The sequence below is a fragment of the Streptomyces sp. NPDC053076 genome (genome assembly GCF_044546845.1).
In the GTDB taxonomy this organism is placed as follows: domain Bacteria; phylum Actinomycetota; class Actinomycetes; order Streptomycetales; family Streptomycetaceae; genus Streptomyces.
On sequence record NZ_JBITZL010000009.1, the window covers coordinates 26,712 to 41,587 of the forward strand.

General features: G+C 71.3%; 16 protein-coding genes. 6 read left to right on the forward strand and 10 right to left on the reverse strand.

The window, feature by feature from the left end; all coding sequences use genetic code 11:
- Positions 1-134 precede the first annotated feature (134 nt).
- Both ACIGYR_RS30955 and ACIGYR_RS30960 read right to left on the reverse strand, forming a co-directional pair.
- A complete protein-coding gene (locus ACIGYR_RS30955; protein WP_399606305.1) occupies positions 135-1,250 on the reverse strand; it encodes an ADP-ribosylglycohydrolase family protein in 1,116 nt (371 codons plus the stop codon).
- Between the two features lie 94 nt (positions 1,251-1,344).
- Positions 1,345-2,100: a TetR/AcrR family transcriptional regulator gene (locus tag ACIGYR_RS30960; RefSeq protein ID WP_399606302.1), complete on the reverse strand. Its 756-nt coding sequence runs from the start codon at positions 2,098-2,100 to the stop codon at positions 1,345-1,347.
- A gap of 111 nt (positions 2,101-2,211) precedes the next feature.
- Between ACIGYR_RS30960 and ACIGYR_RS30965 the strand changes: the two genes are divergently transcribed.
- The 3 genes from ACIGYR_RS30965 (at position 2,212) to ACIGYR_RS30975 (ending at position 4,791) form a co-directional block, all read left to right on the forward strand.
- Positions 2,212-3,237 (forward strand): alpha/beta fold hydrolase, encoded by a 1,026-nt coding sequence (locus ACIGYR_RS30965; protein ID WP_399606299.1) that lies wholly within the window; start codon positions 2,212-2,214, stop codon positions 3,235-3,237.
- Between the two features lie 106 nt (positions 3,238-3,343).
- The gene (locus ACIGYR_RS30970) at positions 3,344-3,595 is read left to right on the forward strand and encodes a hypothetical protein (protein WP_391846805.1); all 252 of its coding nucleotides are present in this window, start codon (positions 3,344-3,346) and stop codon (positions 3,593-3,595) included.
- An 11-nt stretch (positions 3,596-3,606) separates the two neighbouring features.
- The gene (locus ACIGYR_RS30975; RefSeq protein ID WP_399606296.1) at positions 3,607-4,791 is read left to right on the forward strand and encodes an SPFH domain-containing protein; all 1,185 of its coding nucleotides are present in this window, start codon (positions 3,607-3,609) and stop codon (positions 4,789-4,791) included.
- Positions 4,792-4,805: 14 nt separating this feature from the next.
- Here ACIGYR_RS30975 and ACIGYR_RS30980 read toward each other — a convergent pair whose 3' ends face one another.
- Together ACIGYR_RS30980 and ACIGYR_RS30985 are read right to left on the reverse strand one after the other, a co-directional pair.
- Positions 4,806-5,585, reverse strand: coding sequence for a helix-turn-helix domain-containing protein (locus ACIGYR_RS30980; protein WP_399606293.1), 780 nt, complete (start codon positions 5,583-5,585; stop codon positions 4,806-4,808).
- A gap of 229 nt (positions 5,586-5,814) precedes the next feature.
- Positions 5,815-6,222 carry an ATP-binding protein gene (locus ACIGYR_RS30985; RefSeq protein WP_399606290.1) on the reverse strand — a complete coding sequence of 136 codons (408 nt, stop codon included), beginning with the start codon at positions 6,220-6,222 and terminating at the stop codon, positions 5,815-5,817.
- 113 nt (positions 6,223-6,335) lie between these two features.
- On the opposite strand from ACIGYR_RS30985, the gene ACIGYR_RS30990 reads away from it, so the two are divergent.
- Complete coding sequence (locus ACIGYR_RS30990) at positions 6,336-7,148, forward strand: Scr1 family TA system antitoxin-like transcriptional regulator (protein ID WP_399606288.1); 813 nt, start codon at positions 6,336-6,338, stop codon at positions 7,146-7,148.
- On the forward strand, positions 7,145-7,333 hold the full coding sequence (locus ACIGYR_RS30995; RefSeq protein ID WP_399606286.1) for a DUF397 domain-containing protein: 189 nt from the start codon (positions 7,145-7,147) through the stop codon (positions 7,331-7,333). The genes ACIGYR_RS30990 and ACIGYR_RS30995 overlap by 4 nt, the downstream gene beginning before the upstream one ends.
- Here the strand turns inward: ACIGYR_RS30995 and ACIGYR_RS31000 are convergent.
- The 3 genes from ACIGYR_RS31000 to ACIGYR_RS31010 form a co-directional block, all read right to left on the reverse strand.
- On the reverse strand, positions 7,281-9,197 hold the full coding sequence (locus ACIGYR_RS31000) for a tetratricopeptide repeat protein (protein WP_399606284.1): 1,917 nt from the start codon (positions 9,195-9,197) through the stop codon (positions 7,281-7,283). The two genes, ACIGYR_RS30995 and ACIGYR_RS31000, sit on opposite strands and share 53 nt — an antisense overlap.
- A 36-nt stretch (positions 9,198-9,233) precedes the next feature.
- The gene (locus ACIGYR_RS31005; RefSeq protein WP_399606282.1) at positions 9,234-9,659 is read right to left on the reverse strand and encodes a hypothetical protein; all 426 of its coding nucleotides are present in this window, start codon (positions 9,657-9,659) and stop codon (positions 9,234-9,236) included.
- A gap of 109 nt (positions 9,660-9,768) precedes the next feature.
- Positions 9,769-10,179 (reverse strand): hypothetical protein, encoded by a 411-nt coding sequence (locus ACIGYR_RS31010; RefSeq protein WP_399606280.1) that lies wholly within the window; start codon positions 10,177-10,179, stop codon positions 9,769-9,771.
- A gap of 87 nt (positions 10,180-10,266) precedes the next feature.
- Between ACIGYR_RS31010 and ACIGYR_RS31015 the strand changes: the two genes are divergently transcribed.
- Complete coding sequence (locus tag ACIGYR_RS31015) at positions 10,267-10,773, forward strand: DUF2165 domain-containing protein (protein ID WP_391846793.1); 507 nt, start codon at positions 10,267-10,269, stop codon at positions 10,771-10,773.
- On the opposite strand, the gene ACIGYR_RS31020 is transcribed toward ACIGYR_RS31015, so the two are convergent.
- Genes ACIGYR_RS31020 through ACIGYR_RS31030 form a run of 3 tightly spaced genes read right to left on the reverse strand, consistent with a single transcriptional unit; the run spans position 10,766 to position 14,864 of the window.
- Complete coding sequence (locus ACIGYR_RS31020; protein WP_391846791.1) at positions 10,766-11,329, reverse strand: hypothetical protein; 564 nt, start codon at positions 11,327-11,329, stop codon at positions 10,766-10,768. The genes ACIGYR_RS31015 and ACIGYR_RS31020 overlap by 8 nt on opposite strands.
- Before the next feature lie 58 nt (positions 11,330-11,387).
- Positions 11,388-13,973, reverse strand: a complete 2,586-nt coding sequence (locus ACIGYR_RS31025; protein ID WP_399606278.1) for a bifunctional FO biosynthesis protein CofGH — start codon at positions 13,971-13,973, stop codon at positions 11,388-11,390.
- A gap of 24 nt (positions 13,974-13,997) precedes the next feature.
- Positions 13,998-14,864: an LLM class F420-dependent oxidoreductase gene (locus ACIGYR_RS31030; protein WP_399606275.1), complete on the reverse strand. Its 867-nt coding sequence runs from the start codon at positions 14,862-14,864 to the stop codon at positions 13,998-14,000.
- Positions 14,865-14,876: the final 12 nt, after the last annotated feature.

Genomic DNA, 14,876 nt, shown 5'->3' on the forward strand with positions numbered 1-14,876 from the left:
CGCGGTTGCGTGTACGGCCGTCGTCCGCCCGCGGGCCCGCGGTCGCCGGTCGCGCGGTTCCCCGCGCCACCAGGGAACCGCAGCGGCACGGAGGCAGGGCGCAGCGGCACGCCGTCGGCGCGGGCAAGCCCCCCTCACGCCCGCGGATACCGCGCCAGCCAGCCCGGCGACGACCCGGCGGGACCGTGCAGCGCCGGCCCCTGGGTCATCTCCATCGCGAAATCGTCGGCGAGTTCCAGCGCCGTGGGACGGCCCTCCAGTTCGACCAGCCAGGCCGGCGGGAGGGCCGTCTCGCCGTGCAGGGCGCCCAGCAGACCGCCGGTGAGGGCGCCCGCGGCGGCGGAGGGGCCGCTCTGGTTCACCGCCAGGCACAGTCCGTGCCGAACGTCCTCACCCACCAGCGCGCAGTACACGGACGCGGCCAGCAGCCCGTCCGCCGTGCCGTCGCCGGCCAGCTCCTCCACCCGGGCCGGAGTGGGCATCCCCTGCCGCACGGCACCGAGGGCGTGCTGGAGGGCGTCGGAGACCGGCTGGTGGCCGGGGCGGGCGGCGAGCAGGGCGAGCGCCCGCTGCACGGCGCCGTCCAGGCTGTCGCCCCGGGCCAGGGCGTGCACGATCACGGCGTACGCGCCCGCCGACAGGTAGGCGATGGGGTGGCCGTGGGTCTGGGCCGCGCACTCCACCGCGAGCTGGACCACGAGCTGCGGCTCCCAGCCGACCAGCAGGCCGAAGGGCGCCGAGCGGGCGACCGCCTCCGGGCCCAGCTCCCCCGGGTTCTTCGGCGTCTCCAACGTGCCCATGGTCTCGTCGCCGAACCCGATGAGCAGCGCCCGGGACGGGTCCCGGCGGGCGTACAGCCACTCCTCACGGGCCAGCCACCCGTCGTCCTTGCGGCGCTCGTCGGGTCCCCAGTCCCGCTGGGTGGCCGCCCAGCGCAGATATGCCCGGTGCAGATCGGTCGGCGGATGCCAGGCGCCGGTGTCACGGCGCACCTGGGCGCGTATCAGCCCGTCCACGGTGAACAGGGTCAGCTGGGTGTGGTGGGTGACCGTGCCGCGCCGGCCGTGGCCGAAGGCCAGGTCCAGCAGTCCCTCGCCGCCGTACGCGGCCCGGATCTCCTCCAGGGACAGGGCGTCGGCGGGCCCGCCCAGCGCGTCACCCACGGCGGCCCCGAGCAGGGTGCCGCGCACCCGGCTACGGAAGTCCTGCTGCTCGGCACGGCCCCACAGGGCACCGGACGTCGCACCCACCAGACCTCCCTACGGCACCGCCCGCCAGTACGACGCTCAGCACTGTAATCGAACGGGAACGGCCCGTTCAGTGGGGCAAACCGGCCCCCTCGGGTCATTCCCGCCCAGCGCCTTCCTGAGCGGCGACGAGCGCTTCGACCCCGTCCAGGATCCGGTCGAGCCCGAACTCGAGCGGATCGGTGCCGTGCGGCTCGAAGGCACCCTCGGCGACAGCCTTGGCGAGGGCGGGGAAGCGGTCGGCGTGCCGGGCGAGCAGTTCACCGGCGAGCCGGTCCCACTCCGCCTCCCGCTCCTCCTCGTGGTCGCTGCACTGCTGGGCGAGGTTGCGGACGAGTCCGATCAGGAGCAGGAAGACCTGGTGGCGCTGGGCACCGCCGAGACCGGTGGGTTCCAGTGCGGCGAGGGCCGCGTCCAGCCAGCGCAGCTGACACGGACCCATGATCTGCCGGCGCATGGCGGTGGCGCCGAGCAGCCACGGGTGGGCGGCGTAGACACGCGCGCACTGCCGCGTCCACTCCCGCACGGCCGCGCGCCAGTCCCCGTCCGGCACCGCGGACAGATCCGGGCCCTCGGCCAGCACGGACTCCACCATCAGCTCGACGAGTTCGGTCTTGCCGGGGACGTACCGGTACAGCGCCATGGCCGAGACCCCGAACCCGCCGGCGACCTTGTTCATGGACACGGCGTCCAGCCCCTCCGTGTCGGCCAGTTCGGCGGCGGCCGCGGCGATGCGCCGCGGGGTCAGCTTCGGCTTGGGGCCGCGGGTGGGCTGCTCCTGCTCGCCCCACAGCAGCGCGAGGCTCGCCCGCGGATCACGGCTCTTGTCCTGTTCCCTGCCACGCCCTGCCATGCGGCGCCCCTCCACTCCACTCCGCCTCGGCGAAGCCCGTTGACTCCGCCCACCAACTGTATATACCGTAAGCACAACTGCTGACGATATAAACAGTTTAGGGGGAACACCGTGCTGCTCACCTATCGGGCACTCAAGCGCCGCACCCACGCGAAGAACCTGCGCATCACCACCCCGAACGGCATCGACGAGTCCTCGTACGTCCGCATCGGTGGCATCGACCAGTGGATCTCGATCCGCGGCGAGGACCTGGCGAACCCCGTGATCCTGGAGATCCACGGCGGCCCCGGCGCCTCCAACCTCATCTTCACCCCGCGCACCCGCTCCTGGGAGCGGCACTTCACGATCGTCCGCTGGGACATGCGCGGCGCGGGCCGGACCTTCGGCGCGGGCGGCCCGGAGGGCCAGGGCGAGATGACCCTCGACCGCCTCTACCAGGACGCCCTGGAGGTGACGGCCCACGTCCGCGCCCGCCTCGGCGTCCCCCGGCTCCTCCTGGTCGCCAACAGTTTCGGCACCGTCACCGGTCTGCGGCTGGCCCGCAACCACCCCGAGCTGTACTCGGCGTACGTCGGCACGGACCAGAACATCATCGACGGCGGCCGGGACACCACTTCCTACGAGGCGCTGCTCGCCCGGCTGGAGAAGGCCGGCAAGAACAAGGAGCGGGCGAAGGTGGCCGCGATGGGGCCGGACCGCGCCGCCTGGTCGGCACACGAGTGGTCGGAGTACGCGAAGACCGTGGTCACGACCGACCCGCTGACCTACGACACGATGAAGACCGTCGTCATCCGCTCCCTGTGGTTCTCCCCCCTGCACGACCTGCGCGGTCTGCGGAGTTACCTGAAGGGCATGACCTTCTCGGAGCGGCTGGGCCCCCAGGCGATGACGATCGACGAACGGGCCGAGGGCACCACCTTCCGTCTTCCCTTCTTCGTCTTCCAGGGCGGCAGCGACGTCCTCACCCCGCCGGAGCCGGCCCGCCGCTTCTACGAGGAGGTCACGGCCCCCGTCAAGGACTTCGCCCTCATCCAGGGGGCGAGCCACTTCGCGTCCTTCCGGCACCCGGACCGGTTTCTGGACCTGATGCTGGCCAAGGTGCGGCCGGTGGTGACGGGGGAGGCGGTGGGGCGCTGAGCGGGACGGGGTCGTACGCCGTTCGACCGCCTCGGTCCGTTGGGTACCCGGCCCGACTGGGACTATCGTCTGAATTCTGGGGCCAGGACGAGGAGGACGGCCGGTGATGCCGCAGGACGAGGCCGTGATCGGCTGCATGGGGAAGGTACTCATCGGAACTCGCGGTCCGGCGGGCCCCGGCGAGATTCTCGTGCGGGTCAGAGGCGGTTCCGAAACCTTCCTCGCATGGTCGGAGGAGCCCCTGCCGACGGGCGCGACGGTGCTCGTGATCGAATCACGGGGATGCCGCGAAGTCGGCGTCATCGAGTGGGTGGATCCACTGGACGCGCTCGGCGGTGATTCCGCCGGCGCCGGCTGAGGAGTACAAGCATGTTCGGATACCGCGTTCCCGCTCCCGACGAGGCGATGTTGATCTCAGGGGGCCGGCGGGGACTGGGGGGCGCGCCGTTCCGAGTGGTGACGGGGCACGGCAAGTTCGTGCTCCCGGTCTTCAGAAAGGTCCGGTTCCTCACCCTGTCGATGTGCGAGGCCGAGGTCACCGAGACATGTGTGACCCGCCAGGGCATCTCGCTGCACGTCCGCGCGGTCATTGCCTTCAAGGTCGGGAACGACCACGAGAGCATCATCAACGCGGGCCAGCGGTTCCTCTCGGACCAGGAGCAGATGTCGGTGCTCACCGGCCGGATCTTCGCCGGTCACCTACGGGCGATCATCGGCTCGATGACGGTCGAGGAGATCGTCACCGAGCGGCAGAAGCTCGCCGCGGAGGTCCTGGACACCTCCAAGACCGAGATGGCCAAGATCGGCCTGATCGTGGACTCGCTGCAGATCCAGTCGATCGACGACGGCGACACCGGCTACATCGACGCGATGTCCGCGCCGCACAAGGCAGCGATCCAGCGGCAGGCGCAGATCGCCCAGGCGCAGGCCACCCAGGCCTCGGCCGAGGCGGAGCAGGCGGCGGCCCGCAAGCAGGCCGAGTACGCCCGGCAGACCGCCATCGTCAAGGCCGAGTACTCGGCCGAGGTGGACCGCGCCCAGGCCCAGGCCGCGCAGGCCGGACCGCTGGCGCAGGCGCACGCCCAGCAGGAGGTGCTCGCCGTCCAGACGGAACTGGCCCAGCGCCAGGCGAAGCTGCGCCAGCAGCAGTTGGTCGCCGAGGTCGTGAAGCCCGCCGAGGCCGAGGCCGAGCGGGTCAGGATCCTCGCCGCCGCCGAGGCTCAGCGAATGAAGATCCAGGCGGAGGCGGCGGCCTCGTACGACCGGGTGGCGCTCGACCGGATGCTGATCGACCAGCTCCCGCAGATCGTGAAGGAGGCCGCCGGCGGCCTCGCCGGCGCCAACGTCAACGTCCTGAACGGCGCGGACGGCCTCGGCGAGATCGCCGCCGGACTGGTGTCCCAGGGTCTGACGATCCTCGACTCGGTCCGGCAGAACCTGAACGGCCAGGACTCCGACGGCCACCGCATCGAGGAGAACAAGGGCAACGGTCTGCTCGAGTTGCACGCGAGCCGGGACAAGAAGCCGAACGACGGCCCGGTGAACCTCGACTAGACCCGCGTTCGGGCTTATGCCGCCACCGGGGCCGAACGGCAGTCGCGGCACCGGCCCGGCTGCGGGGCGCGGAAGGCGCGTTCGCAGCCGTCGCAGGTCTGGAGGGGGGCCGGGCGGGGCGCGGCGACGCTCGGAGGCGGGGCGGGCAGGGGCGGGGGCAGCTGCGCGGACAGGCGGTGAGCCAGGAAGGCGGCCGGGTGCTTGATCGGGTCCTGGGGCAGGTCGGTCGTCAGGCTGCGGACCACGGCGGTGGGGGGCACGCCCCGTTCCAGCCACTGGGTGACAAGCGGGGCCAGACGGTGCACGTCCCGTTCGGTGAGGAGCAGCCGGGAGTCATGACCGCGCAGCCCGGCGAGCAGATCAGCGGCCCCCCGGGGTGATGCGGGAGTTTTCGGCCGCGCCGCAGACGCGGGCTCCGGTACCGGGGCAGCCGCGCGCACCGCGAGCCTCGGCTTGTTGTACGAGATCGTCCGGGTCGTCACTTGTCCCGATTGAAGACGCTCCCTGGGGCGCGCGAGGTATCCGTGTTCCTCCAGCTCGCGGAGGGCCGCCGCGATCCGGATCTCGCCCTCGGGGAACTTCTCCGCCAGCGCCTTGATGCCGATCGGTGTGCCCTCCGGCAACGACTGGATGTGCAGCGCCAGGCCGATGGCCACCAGGGACAGCTCGGGGTGCTGGGCGAGGTGGTTGCCGACCACGGTGAAGTTGTCGTGGTGAGGTTCGTTCACGTGGGTGACGCCTGAGGAATGCCGGGTCTTCCGGCCCGCGGGCGCGTTACGCTTCTTGTCAGTCATCGGGAAGGTCTGTTTCCTTGGTGATCAGGCCCTCGCACTGGGATGGCAGTCCCGGCGGGGGCCGATGCATGTGTGGACTTGTGTGCCTTGGGTGACGTTGCACCACAACTGCCCTGCCGCGCCAGTTGCGTTCGGCATATTCACTCCGGCGAGTGAGCCACGGGGGCGGTGGGGGTGGGTTGGGTTCTTTCCCCGGTTCTTTGGTCTTTTGGGGTCGGGCGCCCCCGGGTCATGGCCCACCGCGACCCGGTACGAGTTCCACCCAGACGATCTTGGCGCCGGCCGCCGCCTCCGTCACACCCCAGCGGTCCGCATACGCCGACACGATCCGCAGACCCCGCCCCGTCTCCGCGTCCTCGGCCACCGGGTCGGGGAGACCCGGGATCCGGTCGCCCCGGGCGTCGGTCACCTCGATACGGAGCGTGCCGTCGTCATGCAGCGCGAGCGCCAGCCGGAAGTCCCTCCCGCGCACCCGCCCGTGCAGTACGGCGTTGGCGGCCAGCTCCGCCACCACCTGCGCCGCCTCCTCGAAGGGCACGCCCCACTCGTCCAGTTGGCGCTCGGTGAGGAGGCGGGCGAGCCGGGCGCCTCTGCGGGTGGCCGACAGCTGGATCCTGAGGCGGGATTTCTGATTCATGTCACCCAGCGTGGCCGTCCGTCCCTACTCTGAACAGCGACGACCACGGTACGGAGCGTGACTGTCCGGGCGTGTTGCGTGGTCGTACGGCACGTACGGCGGGAGGGACGAAGGTGGAGGACGAGGAGGCCGAGGCCGTACTCAGGACGGTCGGGCGGCAGATCAAGGCATGGCGGGAGGCCGCCGGGCTGAAGCAGGGAGAGCTGGGGGCACGGATCGGGTACAGCGAGGAGATGGTCTCCTCGGTGGAGCGCGGGCGTCGGCTCCCCAAGCCCGACTTTCTCGGCAAGGCCGATGAAGTGCTGGGCGCAGGCGGCAAGTTGGCCGTAATGAAAGAGGACGTGGAGAAGGCCCGGTATCCGAAGAACGTTCGGGATCTGGCGAAGCTGGAGGACGAGGCCATTGAGATGGGGGCTTACGTCAGCTCTCACATCCATGGTTTGTTGCAGACGGCTGAGTATGCCCAGGCCGTGTACACGCTGCGGCGTCCGGCATACACAGAAGACGAAGTCGAACGGCTCGTCGCAGCACGGATGGCACGGAAGTCCGTCTTCGACAGGGTGCCGCGCCCGCTGATCACGTTCGTTCAGGAGGAGGTGACCCTGCGAAGGCCCGTCGGCGGTAGAGAGGTTCTGCGTCGGCAGCTCGAACACCTCCTGGAGGTCGGCCGATTGCCACATGTGGAGATCCAAGTGATGCCTACGGACCGACAGGATCACGCCGGGCTGAGCGGGCCCATCCGTCTGCTGAAACTCCGGAACGGCAAGACCCTGGGACACTTGGAAGTCCAGTTGCACAGCCGTGTGATCAGCGACCCTCGGGAAGTACAGATCCTCGATATGCGCTATGGAATGATCCGAGCACAGGCTCTCTCGCCCCGGGAGTCGATGGCGTTCATCGAGAAAGTGCTGGGAGACGAAGCATGACCACCTCCAGGCTGACGTGGTTCAAGAGCAGCTACAGCAGCGCTGACGGCCCCGACTGCGTCGAAGTAGCCATAACCCCCGCCACCATCCACATCCGCGACTCCAAAGACATGAACGGCGCCCAACTCGCCGTCAGCGGCACCACCTGGACCGAGTTCCTGGACTTCGCCGCTCACTCCGCGTAGCGCGCCCGCATCTCGTCACGGGCCGCGATCGCCCTCGCCAGGCGGGGTGCGAGCCTGGACCGGTCGGCGCCGGGGCTGTGCAGGAGGATGCGGAGACAGTCGGCCAGGGTCGCCAGCTCGTCGTATCCGGTGAGCCCACGGTGGAGCCATGCGTCCAGGCGCGGCCAGTCTTGGCCAGGCGCCAGTTCCGCATGCGCAGGTGTACGGCGCATCGCGTCGCAGCCGTATCCGCCTCGGCGAGTGCCTCCCCCAGCCGGCCGCTCAGGAGGTGCACGGTGACCGACTGGCGACGGGCCCATTCCGTATCCCCGTCCAGCGAGTGGTACCGCTCCAGGTCCGAGCGGGCCCGCTCCAGCCGGCCGACGCCGAGGTCCGTCTCGATCTTGTTCGCCAGGACCCAGGCGCCAACGGGGCCCAGCTCCGCCGCGCGGTAGGCGTCGGCGAGCGCCTTGTTGTACGCGCGCCGGTGGCGGTGGGCCTTGGAGCGGTGCACCAGGGCCCAGGCGTAGTCCGGCACGAGGTCCAGTGCGTGATCGAGGTCCGCGAGCGCCTCCTCGTCGCGGCCGTGCTTGCCGTGCAGGGCACCCCGGCTGGCGTACGCGGAGGCGTAACCAGGTTTCAGCTCGATGGCCTTCCGGTAGTCGGCGAGCGCCTCTTCCTCACGGTCCGCGGCGCTGAGCGCGTCGCCCCGTTCACACAACACCCAGGGTGCCTCTGGGGCGAGGGTCACGGCGCGGTCCAGATCGGCGAGCTGGAGCTCGCGTTCGCCACGTGACCGTCGTATCCGGGCCCGGACGACCAGAGCCCAGACGAAGTCCGGGTCGATCTCCAATGCCCGGTTCAGGTCCGCCAGCGCGAGGTCATGGTGGCCGGTCGTGCGGTGGACGGCTCCCCGGGAGGCCCAGGCGCTCCGCAGCGTCGGGTCGAGTTCGATCGCGCGGGCCAGATCCCGCAGGGCGGTTTCATAGCGCTTGCACAAGCGGTGGTAGTCGCCGCGGGCAGCCAGGTGACGGGCGGCATTGTCGGGGTCCAGGGCAAGAGCGCGATCCAAGTCCGCGACCGCCCCTTCGTAGTCGCCGAGCCCGGCTCGTGCGACACCGCGGCCGTGGTGCGCACGAGCCAGCCCGGCGTCGAGGGCGATCGCCCCGTCGTAGTCGGCGATCGCCCGCTCATGCTCCTCGGCGACCCGGAAGACGTTTCCCCGGAGGGCGTGCGCGAGGGCCCGCGTGGCGGTGTCGAGCGTGGCCCGTTCGATCAGCAGCGCCAAGGCGTTCGCGGCGGCCGAGGTCTGGAGCGCGTGCAACAGGTCCCGGCCCCAGCGGGACACAGCCTCCGCCTGGGTGTCCGCTCCCGCTTCCACAAGCATGGTGGCCCAGCGGCGGGCCTCCTCACCGCCGCACTGACAGGCCCGCACCACGATCCCGAGAACCAACTGCAGTGCGGCACCCTCCCCCGCGCACACTCGGTGATACGCCTCCGCCAGCCGCAGCTCCCGCCACCTCTCGTCCGCCCAGGGGTCGCTCAGTCCCGCCCGGCGTTCCGACCGCCACCGCCCGAACACCTCCGCCAGACGCCCGTGCCGTTCCGCCCACCCCCGAGGCGACCGCCTGCGCTGCAACCGCAGCATCGGCGCCCGTACGACCTCGTGGTACTGCACCCGGTCGCCCCGCTCACTGACGAACGGCATCCCCCCCAGCCAGTCGTACAGGGCGTCGGCTTCGCCCTCCTCGCACTCCACCACCGCCCGGAACACGTCGGCGTCCAGTCGCCGGGGCAGCGCGCACGCCAGGGCCACCGACCGCCGTACCGGATCGGGCTCCCACTTCAGGAAGCGTTCCACCGCCGTGGCGCTCGGGTCGCCCACGTCGTCCGGGTCGGCCGGGCGGGCCTCGGCGAGGGTCTAGACGAGGACGGGCAGGCCGCCGGTGAGGCGGAGCACCTCCTCCACCACCGGCTCCGCCACCACGCCCCGGTCCGCCAGCAGTCCCCGCGCCTCCGCCTCCGTGAACGGGCCGAGCGGCAGGTCGGTCATGAAGTCCGCGAATCCGCCCCAGCGGGCGGTGTCGAAGGAGCGCTGACCGGCGGTGACGACGATGACGTTGACGGGCATGACGCCGTAGCGGTCGGTGGTCATCAGCTCGTGCAGCCAGCCGTCGAGCAGCGGACCGGTGCGCTCGTACGTGTCGAACAGCAGGACCAGCCAGGGAACCGAGGAGGTGACCGCGGCCAACTCGTCCAGCAGCTTCGGAGTCAGCACCCGCTCGGGAGACAGCACCAGCTGCACATCCTCCTGGTCGCGGAAGCGTGCACTGAGGCGCGCCCTCAACGGGCGGCTCCCTGCGCCAGTTGGCCGGCGTCCACCGCTCCCACGAAGGCGCCGGCGCCGGGGACCAGTGCGCCCACGCCCGCCATGCCCAGCCGTACCGCCGTCGTCGTCAGGGGGACGGGCCCTCGGGCGCCGGCTCCAGGGTCGCCACCTCGGCCTCCGCCTCGTGCCGCCGCTCCCGGTGGGCGACGAGCGCCTCCTCCAGTTTCTTCATACGGTGGCCCTGCTGGGCGAGTTGGCGGCCGAGTGCCGCCATCGCCTCGGGCACGCTCCCCACGCTCTCGTCGACGTACGCCGTCAGCGCCCCGCGTTCGCGCGCGATCTGCTCCAGCTTTCTGATCAAGAACGTTTTTCCGACACCCGCGTTGCCATGGACGTGGAAGAGGAACCGGTGGCGTTCGTCCTCGGGAGAAAGGGCCAAGTTGACGCGAAACGCCGCCCGTTCGCCGCCGCGGCCGGCAAAACCCGCCCGTCGGCGGCGTCCGATCAGCTCCTGCATCGACGGTCGTGCCTGCGCCATCCGTCCGTCCTTCCCCCAATGCCCGCTTCTTCATTCTGGCGCAATGGCCACGCGCTAACCCGGTCTGCGACAGGGGAGAATCCAGCCATGACCACCACCCCCACCCGCCCCACCGGCCTCCGGCTTGCCGCCGGCGTGCTCACCGGCATACTCGCCCTCTACATCGCCCTCGTCGCCCTGGGGAACATCACCGACTTCGAGACGAACCAACAGTTCGTCCGGCATGTCCTGGCGATGGACACGACGTTCAAGGACGACGACCTGATGTGGCGCGCGATCACCAGCACCGCGCTCCAGGACACCGCCTACGTGCTGATCATCGCCTGGGAGACGGCGGCGGCGCTCGTACTGATCTGGGGTACGTGGCTGTGGGCGCGGCGGGATCACGACCGGGCCCGGCGGTTCGCCACCTACGGCCTGCTCATGCTCCTGCTCCTCTTCGGCGCCGGGTTCATCGCGATCGGCGGGGAGTGGTTCGCCATGTGGCAGTCCAAGACGTGGAACGGGCTGGACGCGGCGACCCGGGTGTTCCTGCTCAGCGGAGTGGCGTTGATCGTCAACCAGCTGCCCGCCGGCCGCCGGGACGCTAGTTGACGACCGCCACCTTCGTACCCTGGTCGCCGAAGGACCACAGCGCGGCTCCGTCCTCCTTGTGGAGGCGGATGCCGCCCAGCTTCTGGCCGTTCGCCGGCGGCGGCGAGGACCCGTCCAGGGCGTTGGAGAAGGCGACGTTCACGCCGGACACCTTGGTGAAGTACATGACGTGCTCGATCTCCACGCCGTCCGAGCCCTTGAGGGACTGGGTGCGCAGGGTGATCGAGTAGCGGCCGGGCTGCGGGTCCACCGTGCCCGGCCACACCGTGAACGTGCGGACCGGCTTGCCGGTCGCGTCGACGAGCCATACCCGCTTCCCGGCCAGTGAGTAGACGATCCGGCGTCCCTCGCCGGAGGCGTCCGGCAGGGCGGGCGCGGCCGGCGCCTCCGCTGACGCGGACACGTGCGGACTCGCCGACGCCGACGTGCCGGGCCTGGTCACGGCGGCCGTGGGATGCGGCGCGTGGTCCGCCTGGACGGCGAGGGCGACGACGACCGCGGTCGCCCCCACCGTCAGACCGGTGACCCAGGCCCACGAGGGCAGTCGGGCAGCCACGGGACGCATCTCCTCCGCTACGGGGCCCCGTCCAGGATCGGGGGTCGGATCATCGTACTCAGTCCAGGACCGGCAGCAGATCCGGCAGGTGCCCGTCGGACGCCTCGGCCGCCCGGCGCCGCTCCTCGGGGACCTCGCCGTACAGCGTGGTGCGCGGCTTCGCGGGGCGGCCGGCCGCCTCCGCCACCGCGACGAGGTCGCGGATGGACTTGTACGAGCCGTAGGAGGAGCCCGCCATGCGGGAGATCGTCTCCTCCATGAGCGTCCCGCCGAGGTCGTTCGCGCCGGAGCGGAGCATCTCCGCGGCCCCCTCCGCGCCCAATTTGACCCAGCTTGTCTGAATGTTGGGGATCCAGGGGTGCAGGAGGAGGCGGGCCATCGCCGTCACCGCCCTGTTGTCCCGCACGGTCGGGCCGGGACGCGCGATACCGGCCAGGTACACCGGCGCGTTCGTGTGGATGAAGGGCAGGGTCACGAACTCGGTGAAGCCGCCCGTCTCCCGCTGGATCCCGGCCAGCGTGCGCAGATGGCCGAGCCAGTGCCGGGGCTGGTCCACGTGCCCGTACATCATCGTGGAGGACGAGCGGATGCCCAGCTCGTGCGCGGTCCTGATCACCTCGATCCAGGTGGCGGCGGGCAGCTTGCCCTTGGTCAGCACCCAGCGGACCTCGTCGTCCAGGATCTCCGCCGCGGTACCGGGGACGGAGTCGAGACCGGCTTCCTTGGCGGCGGAGAGCCACTCCCTGATCGACATCCCGGTCCTGGTCGCGCCGTTCACCACCTCCATCGGGGAGAAGGCGTGCACGTGCATGCCGGGGACGCGCTCCTTCACCGCCTTCGCGATGTCGAAGTACGCCGTCCCGGGCAGGTCCGGGTGGATGCCGCCCTGCATGCACACCTCGACCGCGCCCACGTCCCACGCCTGCCGGGCGCGGTCCGCCACCTGCTCCAGCGAGAGCGTGTACGCGTCGGCGTCCGTGCGGCGCTGCGCGAAGGCGCAGAACCGGCAGCCGGTGTAACAGACGTTGGTGAAGTTGATGTTGCGGGTGACGATGTAGGTGACGTCGTCGCCGACCGCCGACCTGCGCACGTCGTCGGCCACCCCGCACAGCGCGTCCAGCGCCGGACCGTCCGCGTGCAGCAGGGCGAGGGCCTCGGCGTCGGTCAGCCGGGTCGGGTCGTCGGCGGCCGTGCGCAGCGCCTCGCGCACGTCGGTGTCGATGCGCTGCGGGGCCATGCCGGGGGCCGCCGCCTCGCGCAGGGCCTCCCAGTCGCCGTACACCTCGTCGAAGTCGGCGCGCCGGTCGGCGCTGCGGCCCTCGGTGTCGATGGAGGCGTGCAGATCGGTGCGGCCCGAGGCGGCGAACGCCTCATCCGGCTCCTGCCAGGGGCGTCCCTCGACCGGAGCGTCCGGGAGGGCGAGGCCCGTCACCGGGTCGGCGAGGGCGGACACGTGCGGGCGCAGCCGCGGGTCCAGCCAGGGTTCGCCGCGCCGCACGAACTCCGGGTAGACGCAGAGGCGTTCGCGCAGCTCGAAGCCGGCCGTCCGGGACCGCTCGGTGAGTTCCTCGATCTGCGGCCAGGGCCGCTCGGGGTTGACGTGGTCGATGGTCAGGGGCGACACCCCGCCCCAGTCGTCGATACCGGCGCCGATCAGCCGCTCGTACTCGGAGTCGACCAGGTTCGGCGGTGCCTGGAGGCAGGCGCTCGGGCCCATGACGTGCCGGGCGACGGCCACCGTGGCGACCAGCTCGTCCAGTTCGGCGTCCGGCATGCCGCGCATCGCCGTGTCCGGCTTGGCGCGGAAGTTCTGGATGATCAGTTCCTGGATGCCGTGGTAGGCGCGGGAGACCTTCCGCAGGGCGAACAGCGACTCCGCGCGTTCCTCGTACGTCTCGCCGATGCCGATGAGCAGGCCGGAGGTGAAGGGCACGGAGGAGCGGCCGGCGTCCTCCAGGACGCGCAGCCGGACGGCCGGCTCCTTGTCCGGGGAGCCGTGGTGCGGGCCGCCGGGTTCGGACCAGAGCCGGGTGGCGGTCGTCTCCAGCATCATGCCCATGCTCGGCGCGACCGGCTTCAGCCGCTGGAAGTCCGTCCAGGTCATGACGCCCGGGTTGAGGTGGGGCAGCAGGCCCGTCTCCTCCAGGATGCGGATGGAGACGGCGCGGACGTAGGCGATGGTGTCGTCGTAGCCGTGCGCGTCGAGCCACTCGCGCGCCTCCGGCCAGCGGTCCTCCGGCTTGTCGCCGAGGGTGATCAGGGCTTCCTTGCAGCCGAGGGCGGCGCCCTTGCGGGCGATGTCCAGGACCTCGTCGGGGGACATGAACATCCCGTGCCCGGCGCGGCGCAGCTTGCCGGGGACGGTGACGAACGTGCAGTAGTGGCACTTGTCCCGGCACAGCCGGGTCAGGGGGATGAAGACGCTCTTCGAGTACGTGATGACGCCGGGCCTGCCGGCCGCCTCCAGGCCCGCGTCCCGCACCCGGGCCGCGGAGGCGGTGAGGTCGGCCAGGTCCTCACCGCGTGCCTGGAGGAGCACCGCCGCCTCGGTGACGTCGAGGGCGACGCCGTCCCGGGCACGTTTGAGGGCGCGACGCATGGAGTTCTCGGTCGGGCCGGTTCCGGAGGTCGCGGAAGTCGTCATCCCCCGAGCATACGATCGCGCTGATCAAGGCCGCGGTGTGCCGCCCGGCAGGAGGGCGCCGTAGGCGTCGAGCGCCCGCAGCACCTCCGTCTCCCCGCCGGGCGGCAGTTGCACCACGACCTCTTCGATGCCGAGGTCCGCGTAGTGGGCGAGCTTGCCGGGGGTGGCCTGGACCGCGTACGGGACGACCTGGAGGGCGGCCGGGTCGCGTCCCGCGTCCGCCCACACCGAGCGCAGCACGGGCAGTGACTCGGTGAGCCCGCGCCCGCCGATCGGCAGCCAGCCGTCGGCGTACTCGGCGATGTGCGCGAACAGCCTCGGCCCGGCGGTGCCGCCGACGAGCGTGCGGGGGCCGACGACCGGTCCGCGCGGCTTCTGAGCCGGCTTGGGGTGGGCGAGGCTGGCCCGTACGCTGCCGAACTCCCCCGCGTAGGCCGTCGGCTCCGGTGACCACAGCGCGCGCATGAGGGCCATCCGGTCCCGCACCAGCTCCCGCCGGGTCCGCCAGGTCACGCCGTGGTCGGCGGCCTCCTCCACGTTCCAGCCGTAGCCGAGGCCGAGGGTGAAGCGGCCGCCGGACAGATGGTCCAGGGTGGCGATCTGCTTGGCGAGGTCGATCGGGTCGTGCTGGGCGACCAGCGTGATCCCGGTGCCGAGGCCGAGGCGCTCGGTCACGGCGGCGGCCTGGCCGAGCGCGACGAAGGGGTCGAGGGTGCGGCCGTACTCGGGGGGCAGGTCACCGCCGGCGGGGTACGGGGTGGTCCGCTCCGCCGGGATGTGCGTGTGTTCCGGCAGGTACAGCCCGGCGAAACCACGCTGTTCGAGTTCGCGGGCGAGGCGGACGGGGGTGATGGTCTCGTCCGTGAGGAAGATCGTGACGGCGATACGCATGGGCCATCTGTA

What these genes read in the sequence shown, in the direction of transcription:
- ACIGYR_RS31025 (WP_399606278.1), bottom strand. Translation starts at nt 13,973, where the DNA reads ATGACGACTTCCGCGACCTCCGGAACCGGCCCGACCGAGAACTCCATG.
- ACIGYR_RS30995 (WP_399606286.1), top strand. Translation starts at nt 7,145, where the DNA reads ATGACCACCTCCAGGCTGACGTGGTTCAAGAGCAGCTACAGCAGCGCT.
- ACIGYR_RS30960 (WP_399606302.1), bottom strand. Translation starts at nt 2,100, where the DNA reads ATGGCAGGGCGTGGCAGGGAACAGGACAAGAGCCGTGATCCGCGGGCG.
- ACIGYR_RS31010 (WP_399606280.1), bottom strand. Translation starts at nt 10,179, where the DNA reads ATGGCGCAGGCACGACCGTCGATGCAGGAGCTGATCGGACGCCGCCGA.
- ACIGYR_RS31030 (WP_399606275.1), bottom strand. Translation starts at nt 14,864, where the DNA reads ATGCGTATCGCCGTCACGATCTTCCTCACGGACGAGACCATCACCCCC.
- ACIGYR_RS30985 (WP_399606290.1), bottom strand. Translation starts at nt 6,222, where the DNA reads ATGAATCAGAAATCCCGCCTCAGGATCCAGCTGTCGGCCACCCGCAGA.
- ACIGYR_RS31015 (WP_391846793.1), top strand. Translation starts at nt 10,267, where the DNA reads ATGACCACCACCCCCACCCGCCCCACCGGCCTCCGGCTTGCCGCCGGC.
- ACIGYR_RS30980 (WP_399606293.1), bottom strand. Translation starts at nt 5,585, where the DNA reads ATGACTGACAAGAAGCGTAACGCGCCCGCGGGCCGGAAGACCCGGCAT.
- ACIGYR_RS30970 (WP_391846805.1), top strand. Translation starts at nt 3,344, where the DNA reads ATGCCGCAGGACGAGGCCGTGATCGGCTGCATGGGGAAGGTACTCATC.
- ACIGYR_RS30975 (WP_399606296.1), top strand. Translation starts at nt 3,607, where the DNA reads ATGTTCGGATACCGCGTTCCCGCTCCCGACGAGGCGATGTTGATCTCA.